This window comes from Actinoplanes sp. SE50/110 (genome assembly GCF_900119315.1).
Classification (GTDB): domain Bacteria; phylum Actinomycetota; class Actinomycetes; order Mycobacteriales; family Micromonosporaceae; genus Actinoplanes.
The window spans coordinates 3,889,065-3,907,701 of record NZ_LT827010.1 but is presented as its reverse complement, the minus strand read 5'-3'; the positions used below and the strand labels follow the sequence as shown (position 1 = coordinate 3,907,701).

At 68.1% G+C, this 18,637-nt stretch carries 17 protein-coding genes; 1 reads left to right on the top strand and 16 read right to left on the bottom strand.

The window, feature by feature from the left end; all coding sequences use genetic code 11:
- Window positions 1–156: 156 nt before the first annotated feature.
- From ACSP50_RS41965 to ACSP50_RS17170, 13 genes are all read right to left on the bottom strand, one after another.
- Entirely contained in the window at window positions 157–333 is a 177-nt protein-coding gene (locus tag ACSP50_RS41965; protein ID WP_014690516.1) for a hypothetical protein, read from the bottom strand.
- A gap of 447 nt (window positions 334–780) precedes the next feature.
- The gene (locus ACSP50_RS17225) at window positions 781–1,242 is read right to left on the bottom strand and encodes a hypothetical protein (RefSeq protein WP_014690515.1); all 462 of its coding nucleotides are present in this window, start codon (window positions 1,240–1,242) and stop codon (window positions 781–783) included.
- Window positions 1,239–1,646, bottom strand: coding sequence for a DUF6301 family protein (locus ACSP50_RS17220; protein WP_014690514.1), 408 nt, complete (start codon window positions 1,644–1,646; stop codon window positions 1,239–1,241). The genes ACSP50_RS17225 and ACSP50_RS17220 overlap by 4 nt, the downstream gene beginning before the upstream one ends.
- Before the next feature lie 53 nt (window positions 1,647–1,699).
- A protein-coding gene (locus ACSP50_RS17215) for an IS3 family transposase (protein ID WP_085945573.1) occupies window positions 1,700–2,868 on the bottom strand; the annotation gives its coding sequence in 2 pieces (ribosomal slippage) (window positions 1,700–2,581 and window positions 2,584–2,868; 1,167 coding nt in all).
- Window positions 2,869–3,148: 280 nt separating this feature from the next.
- A complete protein-coding gene (locus ACSP50_RS17210) occupies window positions 3,149–3,754 on the bottom strand; it encodes a DUF6461 domain-containing protein (RefSeq protein ID WP_043511604.1) in 606 nt (201 codons plus the stop codon).
- Window positions 3,669–4,010 (bottom strand): helix-turn-helix domain-containing protein, encoded by a 342-nt coding sequence (locus ACSP50_RS45050; RefSeq protein WP_080127879.1) that lies wholly within the window; start codon window positions 4,008–4,010, stop codon window positions 3,669–3,671. The genes ACSP50_RS17210 and ACSP50_RS45050 overlap by 86 nt, the downstream gene beginning before the upstream one ends.
- Window positions 4,011–4,145: 135 nt before the next feature.
- On the bottom strand, window positions 4,146–4,607 hold the full coding sequence (locus ACSP50_RS17200; protein ID WP_014690510.1) for a hypothetical protein: 462 nt from the start codon (window positions 4,605–4,607) through the stop codon (window positions 4,146–4,148).
- Window positions 4,604–5,089: a DUF6301 family protein gene (locus ACSP50_RS17195; protein WP_014690509.1), complete on the bottom strand. Its 486-nt coding sequence runs from the start codon at window positions 5,087–5,089 to the stop codon at window positions 4,604–4,606. Before ACSP50_RS17195 ends, ACSP50_RS17200 begins: the two co-directional genes overlap by 4 nt.
- Window positions 5,090–5,135: 46 nt before the next feature.
- Complete coding sequence (locus ACSP50_RS17190) at window positions 5,136–9,566, bottom strand: hypothetical protein (RefSeq protein ID WP_014690508.1); 4,431 nt, start codon at window positions 9,564–9,566, stop codon at window positions 5,136–5,138.
- A gap of 22 nt (window positions 9,567–9,588) precedes the next feature.
- Window positions 9,589–9,936: a hypothetical protein gene (locus ACSP50_RS17185; RefSeq protein WP_014690507.1), complete on the bottom strand. Its 348-nt coding sequence runs from the start codon at window positions 9,934–9,936 to the stop codon at window positions 9,589–9,591.
- A 69-nt stretch (window positions 9,937–10,005) separates the two neighbouring features.
- Entirely contained in the window at window positions 10,006–11,151 is a 1,146-nt protein-coding gene (locus tag ACSP50_RS17180; protein WP_014690506.1) for an SseB family protein, read from the bottom strand.
- Between the two features lie 10 nt (window positions 11,152–11,161).
- Window positions 11,162–12,181, bottom strand: a complete 1,020-nt coding sequence (locus ACSP50_RS17175) for an SMI1/KNR4 family protein (RefSeq protein WP_014690505.1) — start codon at window positions 12,179–12,181, stop codon at window positions 11,162–11,164.
- 31 nt (window positions 12,182–12,212) lie between these two features.
- On the bottom strand, window positions 12,213–12,626 hold the full coding sequence (locus tag ACSP50_RS17170) for a YbaB/EbfC family nucleoid-associated protein (protein ID WP_014690504.1): 414 nt from the start codon (window positions 12,624–12,626) through the stop codon (window positions 12,213–12,215).
- 319 nt (window positions 12,627–12,945) lie between these two features.
- On the opposite strand from ACSP50_RS17170, the gene ACSP50_RS43990 reads away from it, so the two are divergent.
- The gene (locus ACSP50_RS43990) at window positions 12,946–13,050 is read left to right on the top strand and encodes a hypothetical protein (protein ID WP_080127878.1); all 105 of its coding nucleotides are present in this window, start codon (window positions 12,946–12,948) and stop codon (window positions 13,048–13,050) included.
- A gap of 379 nt (window positions 13,051–13,429) precedes the next feature.
- Here the strand turns inward: ACSP50_RS43990 and ACSP50_RS17160 are convergent, their stop codons facing one another.
- The 3 genes from ACSP50_RS17160 to ACSP50_RS17150 form a co-directional block, all read right to left on the bottom strand.
- Entirely contained in the window at window positions 13,430–14,905 is a 1,476-nt protein-coding gene (locus tag ACSP50_RS17160; protein WP_085945572.1) for an aminotransferase class I/II-fold pyridoxal phosphate-dependent enzyme, read from the bottom strand.
- A gap of 176 nt (window positions 14,906–15,081) precedes the next feature.
- Entirely contained in the window at window positions 15,082–15,744 is a 663-nt protein-coding gene (locus ACSP50_RS17155) for a hemerythrin domain-containing protein (RefSeq protein WP_014690502.1), read from the bottom strand.
- A gap of 61 nt (window positions 15,745–15,805) precedes the next feature.
- The gene (locus ACSP50_RS17150; RefSeq protein WP_157432782.1) at window positions 15,806–18,601 is read right to left on the bottom strand and encodes a response regulator; all 2,796 of its coding nucleotides are present in this window, start codon (window positions 18,599–18,601) and stop codon (window positions 15,806–15,808) included.
- Window positions 18,602–18,637: the final 36 nt, after the last annotated feature.

Sequence of the window (18,637 nt, the reverse complement as noted above, 5' to 3'; positions counted from 1 at the left end):
GCCGCCTGAGCTACCCTACCGACTCGTTGACCGTGCCCGGGGAGCGTCGATGTTGCCAGAGGCGAAGGCATTGCCCGGGTCGACGCCGTCGAACATGAACCGGTATACCTTGGCGTCCGGGACACCGCTCGCCTCCGCATGGCCTTGGCTGACCAGCTAGCACTCGACCTTGATGACACCGGTGCGGATCTGCTCGGCGATCACCGGATTCTCCCGGAGAAACGTCTGGAACTTCGGGTCGAGTCGCATGGTCAGCTCCAGGTAGGGTGCGCTGCCCTGCTGTAGGCGGTCGCGGCCGCCGGTGCCGGCGATGCCACCCTTGGCCTCGACCACGACCAGCGTGGGCAGTCCCCGACGGTCGTGACCCAGGCCCCAGATGTCAAGTTCGCCAGGCTTCGGGTCGACGTGGACGTCACAGGTCAGGTGCTTGGGTGGATGTGGAGTGCGTCGCAGGCGAACTCCCGTCCGGCGATCATGCCGATCCGGTTCGAAGCCAGCGTGCGCAGGTAGTAAGTCTCGGACCACGTCGTGGCTGACTGCTCCAGCGCTTCAATGTGCGGCCACAACTCAGGGTGGTGGTCAGCCGCCTTCTCCAGGCGCCTGCTTGTCTTGTCGAGGTTGTCGGCGTTCGTGTCTTTCGTGGTGACAGGCTCCAGCGTCTCCTCAGGCAGCCGGGAATGGCGGCATCGGCTCCGTTGATACGGACGGTGCAGGACTAGCGTTCCCGGGGCCGGCGTCGACCAAGCGGTAGGTGAACCGCTATGTGCGATGCCGACCGGCTCATTGTGTCCCTGGCGGTTGGTCTTTGCGGGCGGGGATGCCGAGCTTCGGCATCGGCACGCCGGCGCCGCCCGCGACCTTGAAGGCCTTGTACCGAAGGTTGGCGGGCGACGGGATCTCGAAGACGTCGCGGAGGGCGGCCACCGACATGTCGGCCACCCGGCGGCACTCGGCTGAACGGGTCGGCCAGGCCAGCTTCACTCCATGGTTGACCACAGTATTGTCCGGGGGCAGCCAGCCAATCTGTTCCACTGTCGCCGTCTCCTCCTCGGTGAGGAAAGGACGGTCCCACCGATCCAGGCCACTGGCCACCTCGGCGGTGACGGTGTTCCGGTCGAGCAGGAACTGGACGTAGCACACCGTCCGTTCTGCGTCGCTGACTATCAACGCAGCACCGTTGGGCAGGGTCGCGATGCTACGCGCCAGAGCATCGCGAAACGCCGGCCAGTCCAGGTCGGTCACTCCCACTCACCGTCCATCAGCTCGTTCGGCGACAACTGCAGGCTGACTGTATCGGTCCTGGTGAGTAGCCCGAACATCGTGGGGGGGCGCTGCCACCACAGATGCGGCTGCTCGCCGTATATGGTGCGGGTCGGACGCCCGAACTCGCCCGTCAGGGCTGCCGCCGCGTCGGCGAAGACATCCTGCAAGAACGCATCAACCTCCCAGCGATCCTCGGCCACCCGCTCGGTGAGGTTGAGCAAGATGTGCTGCACCCGGCTCTGTTTGTCAAGATCGACGAAGCCGCTTCTCGGGCCCAATCCCCGGCTGTCGTCGATGAACGCGCCTAGGGTCGGACGATCCGGATTGAAACTCGACACCGTCCAGCCGAACCTGGCCGCCATGTCCGTGAGGGAGGTTGTCATCAGCCACGGCTCGGCAGACAAGGGTCTGCTGCACCGATAGGTGACAGTTCTAGTCACGCGGCCTGACTGGCCGGTGGGGTCATGATGGTCTCGTACTCGATAGGGGTCAACCGGGACAGGGATCGTTGGCGTCGCCGGCGGTGGTAGGTCCGTTCGATCCAGGTCACGATCGCGATCCGCAGCTGCTCGCGGGTGGCCCAGGTCCGCCGGTTGAGGACGTTGTTCTGCAGCAGGCCGAAGAACGATTCCATGGCGGCGTTGTCGCCGGCGGCGCCGACGCGGCCCATCGAGCCGACCATCTGATGCCGGGCCAGCGCGCGTTGCAGCTTCCGGGAGCGAAATTGCGACCCGCGGTCGGTGTGCAATACACAGCCGGCCAGGTCACCGCGTCGAGCGGCGGCGTTGTCCAGCGCGGCCACGGCCAGGCGCGACTTCATCCGCGCGTCGATCGAGTAGCCGACGATCCGGTTGGACCACACGTCTTTGATCGCGCACAGGTAGAGCTTGCCTTCACCGGTGCGGTGTTCGGTGATGTCGGCCAGCCACAACCGGTTCGGGCCGTCCGCGGTGAAGTCGCGTCTCACGAGGTCGTCATGCACCGGCGGACCCACCTTGCGGCTTTTGCCACGGCGGCGTTTCTTGCCGAACGCGCTCCACCAGCCGTTACCAGAGCAGATCCGCCACGCCGTCCGATCGGCCATCGGTTGCCCGGCGGCGCGGGCCTCGTCGGCCAGGAATCGGTAGCCGAACTCTGGGTCGTCGCGGTGGGCGTCGATGAGCGCGTTCGCCCGGTACGCCTGCGTGAGCACGGTCGGCGTGACTGGACGGGCCAGCCACCGGTAGTAGGGCTGTCGAGCGATGTTCAGCACCCGGCACGTCACCGCCACGGGGATCCCGTCGGCGGCCAGCTCGCTCACGAGCGGGTAGAGCCTTTTCCCGGCAGATTCGCCTGCGACAAGTACGCCGCAGCCCGGCGCAGCACCTCGTTCTCCTGCTCCAGCAACTTGTTCCGGCGTCGCAGTTCCCGCAGCTCCGACGACTCGCTGCGGGTCACACCCGGCTTCGCGCCGTCCTCGACGTCGGCCTGTCGCAGCCACTTGAACAACGTCATTGGGTGGACCCCGAAGTCCTTCGCGATCTGCTCGACCGTCACACCGTCGTCGCGGTTACGGGCAACCCGCACGACATCGTCCCGGAATTCACGAGGGTAGGGCTTGGGCACAGCAACATCCTTCCAGCTCGCCGTCACGGCAAGCCATCTCAGATATCACCTATCGGTGCAGCAGACCCCAACAGCCTCTGCGCCGTCTGCAGTATCCCGGCTTCGTCGAGTGCCTGCCAGTCAGCCACTGTCCCGTACCTCCGTTGTCGTCGCCGGTCTGCACCTTAGCGCCTGATCAGGACGTCGCTGGTGGGTCGATATCGCGAGGGCAGAAGGCGTTTTCAGGGTTATCCGGATCGCCATAGATAAACCGGGCATACTTTGGCGTGCGGCACTTGGATCAAACCTCGTTGTCGGCGTCGAGCCAGCTCATATCGACAGACTGCTCGGCACTCAGCAGCGGACCCTCCACAATCCCGGCTTCCAGCACGATGCCGAACACCTCACTGACCAACCTCAACATCGCGGTCAGAGCATCCAGCTCATCGTCTGGCCGATCGGGATCAAGGCCGACTGTTCGCATGGCGTCCAGGAGCCGGTCAGGATCACTACCACTGCGCGATTGCGGCATCAACGGATCGAGCGAGCACACCATCTGGCCACCCACGGCATACCGAAAGACCGACACGGCACTGCCCGTGCGAAGCACCTGAACAACCCGCGAGCCACGCGACAGCGCTACAACGACGTCCTCCTGGCTACCGCTTCTGCCGAACAACTCGAAAGCAAAGCGCCAGCCGCCCACCTCACCGACGCGGATCACTGGCAACTCATACCCGAACTCTTCACCGCATTCATCCAGGGAAAGAACCTCGGCCTCACCTGGGTCAGCGCCGAACGCCCGCAGCACCCCACCCTCGTCACCGCCTTCCACAAAAGTCAGGCTCAAACCCAGCGACGAGTACCTGTTGCTCCAAATCCATCGATCGTCGAACGAGGCACGCATACCGACCAATATAGAAACATGCTCCACTGGCCGTTTCGCTTCCAGCACCCGTCCGGGCTGGTTGCCATGTCGGACCGCAAGACCGGCTGGACATCACACCTAGCCCCTCGATGCCTTCGGCATTGAACCGGTAGATCCATGAACGCACCGTTCGCGCGTGACATCCGACCTGCCCGGCGATCTGCGGCTCCGCCGACAGCAGAGTCCGCGCCGCCCCTACTATCGCCGCCTCGTCGAGGGCTCGCCATTGCGCCATTCGCCGGCGCCCCCAGATTCATTGCTATACGTCGATGCTTTTCGGTCGAAGAACGCCTGGGCAGTGTCCATGGCGCCACTACGCTGGAGACGCTTTCCGCCCGTATATCGGCCCCGTCAAGGACCGTCGCGGGGCTCAGGAACGCCAGTCGGGCCGGTACGGGACTCCGAGGCGGGGCATTTGCAAGGGCTCGCCTGTTGCGCTGACAACGAACGCTTTGTAGACCAGCGAGTCCGGTGAAGGGATCCCGAAGACGACGCGCAGGGCGGTCACGGACATGTCAGCGATCCGCCGGTACTCCGCCGAAGGCGCCGGCCAGGCGATCTTCACCCCGTGGTTGCAATGCTCCTGCAGCTCCGGGGGCGGCAACCAGCCGAGCTTCTCCAACGCGGCCGCCTCCTGCTCGGTGAGGTTCGGCCGGTCCCACGGGTCCATGCCGCTGGCCACCTCGGCGACGACATGGTCGTAGTCGAGCATGAACTGCACGAAGCACTCCGTACGCTCCTCGTCGCCGACGATCAGCGCACCACTGTTGGGCAGAGACGCGATGCTGCGCGCCAGGTCGTCCCGAAAGGTCTCCCAATCAAGGGCGGTCATTCCCACTTACCCACCATTCGTTCGGCAGGAGTCAGTTGCAAGCCTACGGCGTCGCGTTTGGTGACCAAGCCGAGCCACGTCGTGTCCCGCTGCCACCACAGCCGCGGTCGCTCACCCGGCTGGGGGCGGTCCGGCTGGCCGAGGGCACTGGTCAGTGCAGACGCCGCGAGCGCGAACGCGTCCAGCTTGTACTCGTCGGCCGCCGAGCCGCCGCCCGTCACATCTTCGGTAACGTTCGCTGAGATCGATGTGACCTTGGCGTCGGCGTCGGTGTTGAAGAAGGCGCTGCTGGAGCCCAGACCACACCCGGTGTCAAGGGATGCGCCTCCACTCGGCCACTCGGGGTCGAAACGGGTCACCACCCAGCCCGCTTTGGCCGCCACCTGCTGGATCGAAGCGGTCAACAGCAATGGCTCTAGTGACAGCAGCGTTTGCGTCAACCGCAACACCGTCGCTTCGTCGACTTCTTGCCACTGGACCATTTACCTACCTCCGTCATTTGCCGCCGGAACTACCCTAACGGCCCTTTCAGCGGCGGGGAGCTTCGATGTTGCCAGGGTCGAAGATGTTGCCAGGGTCGACGCCGTCGAACATGAACCGGGATACTTTGGCGTCGGGTACGACACCGTTTGCCTCCTCATGACCTTGGCTGACCAGGTAGTACTCCACCTTGATGACACCGGTGCGAAGCTGGCCGGCGATCGCCGGGTTGTCCCGGAGGAACGCCTGGAACTTCGGGTCTAGTCGCATGATCAGTTCCAGGTAGGGTCCGCTGCCTTGCTGCAGACGGAGGCGACCGCCGGTACCGGCGCCGCCGCCTTTAGCCTCGACCACGACCAGCGTCGGCCGTCCGTGTTCATCCCGACCCAGGCCCCAGATGTCGAGTTCGCCGGCCTTCGGGTCGGCCTGGACGTCGCCGGTCAGGTGCTCGGGGCGGATGCGGAAGGTGTCGCAGGCGAACTCCCGTCCGGCGATCATGCCAATCCGGTTCGAAGCCAGCGTGCGCCTGTAGTAGGTCTTGGACCACGTCGTGGCTGACTGCTCCAGTGCGTCGATGTGCGGCCGCAACTCCGGATGCTCGGGGGCCACCTTTTCCTTCAGATACTGGATGGTTTCCTCAAGATTGTCGGCGTTAACGTCTTTTGTGGTGACCGGCTCCAGCAACTCCGCAGGCACCCGGGAATGTGACCGAACCGCGTCGAGGATCGCGTTCACCGAGTCTAGTTTCATCGTGCGGTCCGCACTGGCGGTGTTGAGTTCAACGGTCAGCTCCCGATAGACGGCGCTGTCCTTGACGATCAGGTCGGCATTTGCCGCGTCGTGGGGGTGGTCCGGCAGCCGTTGTTTGCTGTTGACGACGTCCCATCCTTGCGGCTTGCGGAACGGGTCGTTGGAAGCAAACCCGGGCCGTCCGTCGTGTCCGTAGTTCTGCAGCTTTCCGTTCTCGGCGCGGAAGGTGTCCACCGGGTCGCCCTCGACGTGCAGCCGAATCTTCTGCAGCGTCTGCTGGTGAGCCTCCATCTGCAGAATCTTTCCGTCCTGCAAAGTCCTCGGCCGGATCTCGATGCCAAGTCGCTGCGCAAGGTCGTCAGGGATGGCCCGCAGATCATCCTCGGCGAATCTTCGCCTCTCTGGTGCTGCCGGGAGATCCTCCGGTGCGCCTTGGAGCAGGTCACTAAGCCGTCCGGCCGCAGCGTCGTTGAAGTGGTGTGCCGACGGGTTGTCAAGCATCTCGGTGACAGCTCCCCGGCGCGCAACGGCACCCAGTTCGTCGCCACGTAACCCGAGGTGGTCGACGAGTTCGCCGAGCCGGTCGCGCGCGCCTGCTTCTCCGTTTAGCGAGCGTTCGTGCCAGTCGAGCATTTCGGCGATCCGGCCGTGGTCATCCGGGCTCAATTTGCGCGCGCCGGTGTCCTTGGGAATGAGCATCTTCTTGGGCGACATCGTCTCGCCAGCCATCTGCAGGCGCTCCGCTTGCAGGATTTCGGCGAGTTCATGGCTGGTCACGGTGGAGATGTGCTCGGGTCTGGCTCCAGAGTTGGCCCGCACCTGCCAGATGTTGTCTCCACCGCGCGTGGAGGTGCCGACGTCCTTGCGATCCATCGACTCAGCCCCGAAGTTGAGCTTGATTTCGTGGCCCTCACCAGTACGGATGACGTCGGGGGCACCGTCCTCGGGGCGGCTGAACTGGACGTTCTTGAACAGCCGGTCGAGGACCTCCGGTACCGCTTCGCGCATTTCCCGGCTCACCGACACGGTGTCCGCCGGTCGGCCGAAGCCGTGATACTCGCCGCCGATGACGTGCTCGGAGTGGATGGGATCCAGCTGCGGGAGCCGGCGTGGCAGCTCGGGCAGCATGCCACGCAGTTTGTCGATGTGCAGCAGCCGGCCGGTCAGGCTGGGCGGACGGGAGGTGCGCAGTTCGCCGAGCCGGGCGGCGATGTCGTCGGGCGAGGCCGGGCGCCGGACCGGCTGGCCGTCCTTGAACGCGGGGTCGGTGAAATGCTGTTCCACCATCTGCTTGAACCGCTGGCCGGTGCCGTCCAGCCGGTCGGCTGGGGTGCCCAGGACCCGTTGCACCGTCTCCGGCCGTAGCCGCGCGGTGCCGTCCTGCTCCGGCTTGAACCGGCGGAACAGCGCACGGTCCATCGCCGCTTGGTCAGCGGCCCGGTTCTCCGACCAGCGCTGAATTCGCTGCGCGTAGTCCTGCCAGCGCCTGCCGTCCGGCTCCGACGCCCGCCGACGGGGATCATCGTGGCCGTAGTCTCGCCGCGACGACCGGTTTCCCTGATCACGGGCCTCGTTGCGAGGCGGGGTGCGGCCCGGATCATCGTCACGCGTCGGCCGTTCCGGACGGCCGCCTTCCGTGTTCGTGCCGGTGATGTCCCCGCGCGGATCCTGGGCCCGAGACGACGAGGCCGGCTCGCCCCCTTGCCGTTCCGGTCCAGTCGATGACCGTGTCGGGCTTTCTGACCGGGGACTGGTCGTCGTATCGCCGGGTGAGATGTCAGCGGGCCGATGAGCGGGCAGGTCGGTTCGGCCGAGTTCCCCGGTACGCGGCACCGCCATTTCCGGTGCGCCCGGCAGTGCCGGCTCGCCACTGGAGAATGCGGTCTCTGGGACTGCGGATCGGGCCGCGGCTGGTTCGGGAATGCGGGGGCCGCCGATCTCGGCGTGCCGCCCATACGCCGGCACCCCGGCATCGGCTGGCCTGCCGTCACCGGTGCCCTCGGACCGCGCTCCATGGACGGCCGGCGCGTCACGTCCGGCCCCCGCCGTTCCTTCAAGGCTGTCGCCGTGCACCTCTCGGGTGTGACCGTTGGCCGCATCACCCGGCCGCTGCACCTCCCGGCCCGGGTCAGCTCCGCCGTCAGAGCCATCCGCTGCGCGCTCCGGTACGGCCCGATCCGAACCTGCAGACATGTCGCCGCGGCCGGTGTCGCTGTCGTTGGCCGCCTCGGGGAACCGGTCCGGGTGGCCGGTCTCCTGGCGGCCTCCCCCATCGGGTTCGACCACGCGCTGGTCGCCGCGATCCGCCGTGCCGCTCTGGCCGCCAGAAGTCTGCTCTGGCTTGCCACTCGCCTGCGGAGACTCGTCCCGCGCCGTGTCACCGGAGCCGGACCGCTGCTCACCGGTGCCTGCTTCGGCCCGCTGCGGACCGCCGCCCGCCTCCGCCTGCTTCCCGCCGCCGGTCGACTCGCTGCGCTGGCCCGGCTCGGTGCCCGCACGATCGCCTGATTCGCCGCGCGACTGCTGGTCGGCGCCCGGACTGCTGGTGGAGCGTTCTAACCCGGTACCGGCCGACGTCTGCTCGCTGCCTCCGGCGCCGTGATCGGCTGCGGGCCGTGTTCCGGCCTGGACGCCGGTGTCGCCGGCCGACCCCACGCCCGGCTCGGCGCCCGGCGTGCCGATTTCGCCGAACGCGTTGTTCTCGCCGAGGCGTAGCCGCAGGTCGGCGCCGGCGTCTCGGATTCCGCCGCGCATCCCTTTGGCCCCGAGCACCCCGCCGAACAGACCGGCGGTCGCGACGCCGTCGAGGGGGTTGAAGCTGTCCCGGTCGACGTACAGGCCGTGTTCCTTGGCCCAGTCGGTGCCACCGAGCGCGTCGAACAGGTCGTCGCGGTACAGGCGCAGGTAGTTGTCGCCGAGCTGGCCGAGGGCCATCGCGCCGGCCTCGGTGAGCGGGTTGTGGCCGCCCATCGCGAGGGGGCCGCCGAGGAACCCGGCGAAGAACGAGTCGGTGACCTCACCGGCGAACTCGTACCCGTCGAAATGCGACAGCGGGTCATGGCCCTCAGCCTGCTGGATGCCCATGATCCCGAGCTTGGTGCCGGCAGTGAACGCCGCGAACTGCAGCCCACGCCAGGCACCGGCTTTCAAAGCGGCGGTCAGGGCGCCCTTGAAGCCCTGCTTGATGAGTTTGTCGACGAGTTCCTTGAGCGCGGTTTTGATCGCTTGGCGGCAGGTGGCGATCGCGAGGCCCTCACCGATGGCCGACAATCCCACCGTCTCGATGATCGTCATGATCACCTCGAAGGTGGCCATCGCCAGCATGGCCAGGTTGACGACGTCCATCATCTTCGCGGCCTCGACGCTGAGCGCCGCACCGGACACCATCTGCTGCATCTGCCCGAACGCATCGGCGTCCGCGTTCACCTGCTCCAGATACTTCTGCAGCCGCTCGTGCGTCTTGGTGGCCGCGCCGTCGCCCAGCCAGGTGCGGGTCAGGTCACCCAGCAGCGCCTGCACCTCGTGCGAGTGCTGGCGGTGCAGGTCCGCGGCCCGGCCGTAGGCGTCGGCCAGGTCGTACAACTCAAGCTCCCGGCCCTCGGGAATGTCGACCAGCATCTCCAGGACCGGGCCCAGGATCGGCACCCACTGCTCACACTCGCGGAAGAAATCCAGGAACTCGTCCAGGACCGTGTCGATGACCGACCCGACGCCGTTACCGCCCGCCATCAGAACCCGCCGATCGGCCGGATCACACCGCGCCCGCGATGTCGGCGCCGCCGGCCAGATCCGCCGACTCGACGGTCTGCATCGCGGTCACCACCGTGCCACCCAACTCATCGAGCAGGTCACCCGCGGCGAGCAGCCGATCCTGCATGGCCAGCGCGAGCGAGCCGGCGCCTTCCACCGGCTTGTGGTACTGCTCAGCGAACGCCTTACCCGCCTGATCATTGCCCCACGGCTGACCCTGGTCGAGGCCTTGGATGTCACCGAGGATCTGCCGCGCCTGCTCCTTGAAATCCTGCGCCTGCGCCCGCAACCGGGCACCGATCTGCGCGACCGCTTCCGTGCCCTCCGGCAACTCCAGATACGAACTCATCGACGCAAACCCTCCCCCAGCCCGGTTCTCATTGTGACCGTCCCCCGCCACCAACGCCCAGGACACCTGTCACAACGTCTCACCCCGCAACACACTCATGATCGACGGCCGCCACCACGACAACTCCGCGTCATAGGTCGCCACCACCAGCTCATGCCCCGCCACCAGCCGCACCAACTGCGCCCCATACGGCAGCACCAGCCCGACGACCTGACGCGTGGCAGCACCACCGGCGTCGTCCTCGTGCCAACGCACCAGATAGCCGTCAAGGATCCCGGCGGCACCCGCCGGTGCCACCGACCCGGTCACCAGGCCGCCACCCGCGGCCAGCCATTCCAACGCCCGACTCGAATCAACCAGAGCCTGGACCCGGCGCATCCGCGGCCCAGCCACCGGGACATCCACGGCACCCTTGTGCGTGGGTACGGTCCGGCGCAGCACCAGCTCCTGCGCCCAGCGCCACAGATCCGGTACCTGGGCCCCGGTGAACTCCGCGACCATCGGCGACCCCGGGTTGACCACCATCCGATAGGCGGCGCCGGGCCAGGCACGCACCACCGACAGCAGCGGCACCTCGACAACCGCGGGCCTGTCCGCCGGATCCGGTAACCGCTGCCGTGAGGTGAACACCGCGATGGTGGCCGCACCGTCAACCCGCTCCACCAGCCACGGAAAGCCCGGCTTCCCGAGATCATCCGCACCGGCCGGACCGGCCAGCGGCAGCAACACGTCCGCGGTGACCAGCAGATCGAGATAGACCTCGGCATCACCGGCGCGCTGCGCGGCACGCATCGCCCGCTCCCGCTCACCACCCGGCGCGAACGGAGGCTCGGCAGCCACCTCCTCGCCCAGCAGACGCACCTGCTCCGCGTCCAGGTAGGCGCCGATCGGGGTGTGCGGGCTGACGGCGAGTCCCCACGCCGGGTTCGGCCACGACCCGACCAGCTCGGCGAACGTCGTGCGCCGCCAGCCGACGCCCACCGCCGGAATCGCCTCCTGCAAGGCTTCCACCGAGGTGTAGACCAGCAGAAACGTCCGGCCACCCCGCTCACGGGTCAGCAGCCGCTGCCCGCTCGCACCGTCATCGGGGAAGCCCGGCAAAAACAGGTCAGCATGCAGCAGTACGTCGGCGAAACTGTCCGCGTCGTCATCCGCCCACGCTCGCGCCAGCCGCCGCTCAGCACTGTTCGCCGCTGCCCACGCTGCCCCGCCCACACCCCGCAACCTACAACATCAGATCATCGACAGATATCGAACGCTGCTGCGGGACGGCCTGCCACTCGGCACGCATCCGTTCAGGAAGCGCCGCACCGGCAAGCTCCGGCCGCACCTCACGGACCAGCCCGCCGACCACCAGATCCTCGACCACCTCCAGCAGCACCGCAGCCGGCCGCCGCAACCCCGCCCAGAACTCGTCGAAGTCCCCGGCGCAGCGCCGCAACAACCGCCCGCAGATCTCCGCTGGCCCCAGACTGTCGTCATCACGCGGATCGTCGTCGTCTAAGAACCACACACTGCCCGCATCCGGACCAGCCACCCGTATCGCGAGGATCCCGCCCTGCACAAACCCGACCGGCAGGACTTCGCCCGTGAACCGGTCCCCCAGCCACCGCGGCGCATACCCCAGATCCTGCAGCATGTCGTCGCGGCCCAAACCGAACAGCGGCTGATCGACCACCATCCCCGCGACCGCCGACACTGCCGGCTCGGCCGGGCCCACACCATTACCCGCCGCCAGAAAACGCCGATACGCCGGCGGCAGGCCGTACCCGAGCAACGCCTCCACCTCGGCCACGATCGGTTCAGGAACCGGCTCGACCACCACGCGCCCCACCGGCGCCATGCCGGTCCGCACGCCGAACCCCGGCCGGCCCACAGGCAGGGTGCGGGCGCCACCACCATGCCGGAACGCGCCGTGCAACTCGACCGGCACCAACGCGACCCGACGCGCCTGATCATCGAACGTCGGCATCCTGGCCCAGCACCAGCCGGCAGGTGTCGGCGTCGCCCCGGGGGAATCTGACTGCGCATCCGGCCAAAACGGGTCGGCACCCCGCATCACCCGATTCGCCGCCAACACGTCGAAGACCAGCTGCTCATCACCGGTCAACTCGGCTATCGGCGCCGGCAACTCGACCACCGCACGCGCATACAACACCCAATCCGGAAACCCGGCGGCATCGATCAGCACACCCTGCCGATAGCGCACCCGAAGCCCAGCCGGACCCGGATGCACCACCGTCATCGCCCGCCCAGCACCCGGCATCACCGGTCGGTCACGATTCCCGGTCGGCATCCATGATCCGCTTCAGGTCGCCGTCATGCGCCCGCATCAACTCCCGCACCCCGGGTGGACGCTGCCCGCGCGGCCCCAAAAGGTCGTCGGCCTTCGGCAGCCGCGCATCCACCAACTCCCGCGTCTGCTCCACCGCCTGCTCCACCGCGGCCCGCGCCGTCGCCAGAATCGTCGCCGCCAACGCACCCGCATTCGGCCGCCGATACACCCGCGGATCAATCCGCAAATCCACCAACTGGCCCCGCGGACCCACCACCACCGTCACCAGCCCATCCGGCGACGTCGCAGACCCGGTGACGCTCAACACCCGCCGCTGCGTCTCCGCCGCATCCCCTAACGAACGCCGCAACTCCTGAGCCAAGCTCAGAAAAGCCGACGGATCCGTCGCACCCATGCCACCACCTCCCCGGACATATCAGTACCACTAACAGACCAGGCCGATGCGCTTGTAGGCAGTCTCGTCGATCCGGTTGAGGTGCTGGCCGACGCAGGCTACCGGCGGCCGGCCAGACGATGCTCATCATCGGATTGGTGAAGCCTGTGACGCACTCGTCCCTTCGCAGCTTTCGACATCGGCCCGGATGCGTGGCAGTGACCCTCTGAACCCGAGTTCAGCGGCGTTGGTAACCCAGCGAATGACCTGGGGATGACTGCTTCCGGGGGCACACTGCCCTTGGCATGGTCAGCAACGGGGTCTGCCGCCCGGGCTGACCATGGACGCACTGACGGGCGTCATCAAAGGCACGCCGACCACGGCGGGCACCTACGCGGTTAAAGCGACCGCGAAAGACGCCCGATCAAGATCCGCAGCTCATTGACCTAAGACAGAGCCGTTCGTGGCACAGTCCCCCCCTATCCCAGGGGCGTGAAGTGCACCGGCTCCGCCCGCGAAGACGGAGCCGGTCCGGGGATACCGGCGGCACAGGTCGGCCGAAACCATTCCGGGGGCAGACGGTTCGGTCGACGATCGGGCCCGCCACCTTCGCGGCTCATCGACACCGGAAGGGGCAGTGCCGGGAATGGCAAAACGGGCGATCACCGAGCTGGCGAATGGTGGCAAGGCCCGATTCCGTGCGGCACAACGACAATCTTACGCTACGGGGCCGTAGCGAAAGCTATCGGGTTGCGTCGGTCAGCGCCGACAGCTGGTGCTCGGCGTCGCAAGCCCCGAAAGCCTGAGTCCGGTCGCCAGGGGAATCACGTGATGGCGACCCGGATGGTGTCCAGGTTCGGGTCTGCAGAGTCGGGCAGGACCATGCCGGCTGCCAGGCCGGACCGCAGATAGTCCAGGATCTCGGCATTGATCCGTTCACCGGGTAGCAGCGCGGGAATGCCGGGCGGGTATGGGGTGATCTGCTCGGCGCAGACCCGGCCGGTCGCCTGCGCGACCGGGACCGTCTCGGCGGGGCCGAAGAAAGCGTCCCGGGGCAGCATCACCGGGTCCACCTCGAACGCGGCGGGCGGCGGCAGGTGCACCGGCTTGGCTGCCGGCAGGGCCGGGGCGGCGGCGACCAAACGCCGCAGGGCTTCGATGAGCCGGTCAGCGGTGGTCTCGTCATCGGCCATCGAGAGGGTGGCCAGAATGCGCCGATGGTCGGACAGGCCCATGTCGATCCGGCAGTTCTCGCGGAGCCAGTCGGCTGCCTGGTAACCGCTGATCCCGAGGTCGGTCAGATCGATTACCACCTGCAGCGGGTCAAGGTCATGGCTGGCCTCGACACTGATCAGTTCTTCGCGTACGACGTGCAGGCCGGCGATTCGTCCGATGCGGTCCCGGACACTTTCGGCGACCCTGATGGCGGCGGACAGCAGGTCATGGCCGTGCTCGACCATCTGGCGGCGCCAGCCGTCGAGACCGGCATAGACGATGGCGTTCGGGCTCGTCGTCATCAGCAGGTCGGCGCATGCCGAGAGGTGCTTGGCGTCGACCAGGTCGCCCCGGCTGTGCAGCACCGACCCCTGCTCGAAGCCGGCACCCATCTTGTGCACGCTGACCACGCAGATGTCGGCGCCGGCACCCAGAGCCCAGGTGGGCAGGTCGTCATGGAAGGGAAGATGCGCGCCCCACGCCTCGTCGACGATCAGCGGCTTACCGCGGCGATGGCAGACCTCGGCCAGGCCGGCGATGTCCGCACAGGTTCCGTACGGGGTGGGGCTGACGATCAGCGCGCCGGCGGCGGTCGGATGCCGATTCCAGGCCTCTTCCAACTGTTGCGGCGACGGCGGATGCGCCAGGTGCAGATTCTCGTCGTACCGCACATCGACCCAGCGCGGCTCGACCCCGGAGAAGATCAAACCGGCCACGACGGACTTGTGAGCATCCCGGCCGATCAGCAGCTGCCCCCGGCCCCCGGCGACAGCCAGCATCGCCGCTTTGACGGACAGGGAGCTTCCCGCGGTGGAGAAGAACGACTGGTCGGCGCCGACCGCGTCGGCCATCAGCTTCTCCGCCTCGGCGAGGTACTGGTGCGACGAGGAACGGTCGTCGAGACCAGCGGACGCGAGCACATCTGCCTGATAAGTCGATGCCCCCAGGATCTGCCGGGCTCGCGGGTCGGCGCCGCGCCCCTGACGATGTCCGGGCGGGGTGAATCCGTACCTGTCCTCGCGGTGATAGTCGACCAGCGCCTCCAGCAGCGGGGCACAGGCGTGATCCAAGATCCGGTCCTTCATGCCGCACATGTACCACCGGGCGAGGGTCCCAAACGACTCGAGCCGGCCTGTCACCCGCCCGGATACCACCAAGGTCGTAGGATGACGGCCATCGCAGCGAGGTGGAGCGATGCGGCACGCTCGTCGCGGGCACATCGCCGGTTGATCCGCGGCGTGGCAGCGCCCCGCCGGCGATATCACCGGCCGCTGGGCACGGCTCCGTGAATCCGCGTCACGTAACGCCGATAGGCCGGCAGGCCGAAACGGGAGAAGACGAAGCGCACCGGAGCGGGCATCTGCGCCAGAATGCCGGCCCGTTCCGCTGGTGTGGCGTCCTGCAGCATCAGGCCGAGGAAGACGAAGCCCTGACGCATCGGCATGCTGCGCCGCCCCCGGTTGCTCAACTGCCGCCACTGCGCCACGGTGATGTGCTCCGCGACCAGGGGCAGCAGGTTCGCCTCCTCGTCGTCCAGATGCTCGACCAGCACGGCGTGCAGGGCTTCCAGAGCCTGGGCGAGCTCCTCCCGCAGCACGACATCCGCGCCGGCCCCCCAGCGCGGCGCCAGCCGGTCGACCTCGGCCAGCCAGCCGGCCGCCGCCTCGTGCTGATGCTCCATCCGCTCGGTCACCTCGGTGCTGACACCGGCCAACCAGGGCCACAGCAGCGCGTCCTCGTCGCTGTGATGATGGTGCAACGCCGTGGTCAGAAACCGGCAATGCGCGGCCAGTTCCGCGGAACGGTCACCGTCGCCGTCGGCCACACCGCGGACCAGATCCGGCAGCAGACCGACCTCGCGCCGGAACACTCGATGCACGATCACCATCTCGTTGGTGTCCGGCCGTTCCCCGATGCGCCCCACGGCGTTTCCTTCCTCATCACGATGAACCGGCGAAAAGCTCGCCAGATCCGACGCCGCCACCTCAGACGGTCGCGGGAACGCCGTCGAGCTCGTCGGCGATGCCCCGCACGATCGGCTGCAGCAGAGCGAACTCGGCGCGCAGCGCGTCCGCGGTCGCCGTCGGCTCGGGGAGCTCGTCGCCGCTGCGGGCGGCGTGTTCCACGTCGGCGAGCAGGCCGGCCAGGGTGGTGGCGCCGAGATTGGCGGCGGAGCCCTTCATGGCGTGCGCCTGGTCGCGCACCGGTCCCGGCTGGCCGGCGGCCAGCAGGTCGCGCAGCGTGCTGATCCCCTCGGGCGTCTTGGTGAGATACGACGTCATCAACCGGCTGAGCAGCCGACTCTCGTCCGGGCCGGGGTCACCGCCGGTAATGGCGAGCAGCCGGGCGCGGACCTCCCGTTCCCGGGCGTCGCCCGCGGCAGCCTGCTCGGCTGCGCCCTGGGTGGGTTCGGCGCAGCCGAGCGCGGCGGCCAGGTCGGCCAGCCGGACCGGTTTGGCCAGGAAGTCGTCCATCCCGGCGGCCTGGCACGCCGCCCGGTCCTCCTGCAGCGCGTTGGCGGTCATCGCGATGATCCGCGGTTGCCTCGTGGCGGGGATCTCGGACCGGATGCGCCGGGTGGCGTCCAAGCCGTCGAGCACCGGCATCTGCATGTCCATCAGCACGACGTCGTAGTCGGCGCGCTGCATCGCCTGCACCGCTTCCAGGCCGTCGGCGACCGCGTCGACCCGATGCCCGAGCTTGGCGAGCATGGTCTGCGCAACCTTCTGGTTGATCTGGTTGTCCTCGGCCAGCAGGATCCGCAGCGCGCTCACCGGCTTGACGGCCGGCTGCGGCGTGGGCGCCGGCGGGATGGCGCCGTCGGGCTGCGGACTGAGCAGCTGCATCAGCGTGGTCTGCAGCGTCGCGGGCCGCACGGGCTTGGACATGACCGCGGCGAACACGTCGCGCTGGCCCGGCTCCGGTCGCCACGTGACGCTGCTGAGCAGCACAAGCGGCATACCGCGGCCGGCGGCGTGCGAGTGCAGCAGGCCGGCCAGCTCCAGACCGTCGACGTCCGGCATGTGCATGTCCAACAAGGCGACGTCGAATCGTGCGCCGGCGTCCAGGGCGGCAAGCGCCGCGTCCGCGCCGTCGACGGCGGCACACGTCATCCCCCAGCCGGCGAGTTGAGCCTGCAGCACGGCGCGGTTCGTCGCGTTGTCGTCGACCACCAGCACACTGCGGCCGACCGTCGAGGAGACCGTCGTGGCGGCCGGGTCCGGGCAGGCGCGCACCACCGCGGTCGTGGTGAAGGTCGAACCGACGCCGGGGGTGCTGGCGACGGTGATGTCGCCACCCATCGCCTGGGCGAGCCGCCTGCTGATCGCCAGGCCCAGCCCGGTCCCGCCGTACAGCCGGGTGGTCGAGTCGTCCACCTGGCTGAACGAGCGGAACAGCCGGTGCAGACGGTCGGCGGGAATGCCGATGCCGGTGTCGCGCACCGCGAGACACAGCCGCACCGCACCGTCCGGGCCGGGCTCGTCCTGCGCGCCGACGGTGACGACGACCTCGCCGGCGGCAGTGAACTTGACGGCATTGGACAGCAGGTTGACCAGGATCTGCCGGAGCCGGGTGACGTCGCCGCGCAGTAGCCGCGGGCAGGCCGGATCCACCTGGGCGACCAGCTCCAGGCCCTTGGCCGCGGCCGGAAGGGTGACCAGGGCCAGGGCGCTGTCGATGCAGTCGCGCAGCTCGAAGACGGCGTCCTCGAGCTCCAGCTGCCCCGATTCGATCTTGGAGAAGTCCAGGATGTCGTTGATGATGACCAACAGCGCCTCACCGCTGTCGCGCACGGTGCTGACGTACTCGCGCTGCTCGGTGGTGAGCCTGGTGTCCAGCAGCAGGCCGGTCATGCCGATGACGGCGTTCATCGGGGTCCGGATCTCATGACTCATTGTGGCCAGGAACGCCGACTTCGACTTGGCCGCCTGCACCGCCTCGTCGCGGGCAGCCAGCACGGTCTCGGTGGCGATGGTGACCGCCTGGGCCATCTCGGCCAGCTCCGCCGTCCCCTTGATCTGACGCTGCGGGCCCTGCTTTCCGGCGATGACCGAACGGGCCGCGGCCGTCACCTCGGCGATGCTCCGGTTGACCCGGCGGGTCGCCCACCCGGTGCCGAGCCCGACCAGCAAGGCGGCGGTCAGCGACCCCCACAGGATCACATGGCGGGTCTGCGCGCCGGCGGTGCCGCTGACCTGCAACTGGTGGTCGAGCAGCTGCTGTTCGTGCTCCCGCATCGCCTCGATGGCGGCGTCAATACTGATCATGTCGTCAGCGCCGCGGTTGGTCTCCACCACTGTCTGCGCCGCAGCGAACCCCCGGGTGCGGCGCAGCTCGATGGTGTCGGCCAGCTCGTCGAGCTTGTCGCGCAGCGGGGCCGACACCGAGCTCAGCAACCGCGCCTGGATCGCGTCGCCCGCGGTGAGCTGCCCGAGGGTCCGCACGGTGCCGGGGATGGCGGCGACCGCCGCGGAATACGGATCCAGATACTGCTCGTTGCCGGTGATCACGAAGCCGCGTTGGCCGCGTTCCGCGTCATCGACCTGCTTCTGCAGCATCGCCAACTGACCGAGGACGCAGTGCGCCTGCTCGACCGGCACCCGGTCGCCGAGCAGCGTGCCGATCCGCACGAACGCACTGCCGCCCACGATCACCATTGTCGCGACCGCGCACAGGTAACTGGCGGTCAGCATCCGCGCGATCGTCCAGTGGCGCAGTCTGCTCGCCGTCGTGGGGCCGGGTGCGGGCCGGCCGGTCGAAGCGGGGCGAGAAGCGGTCACGACGGATCACATCGTCCGCCGCCGCACCGAACTGAC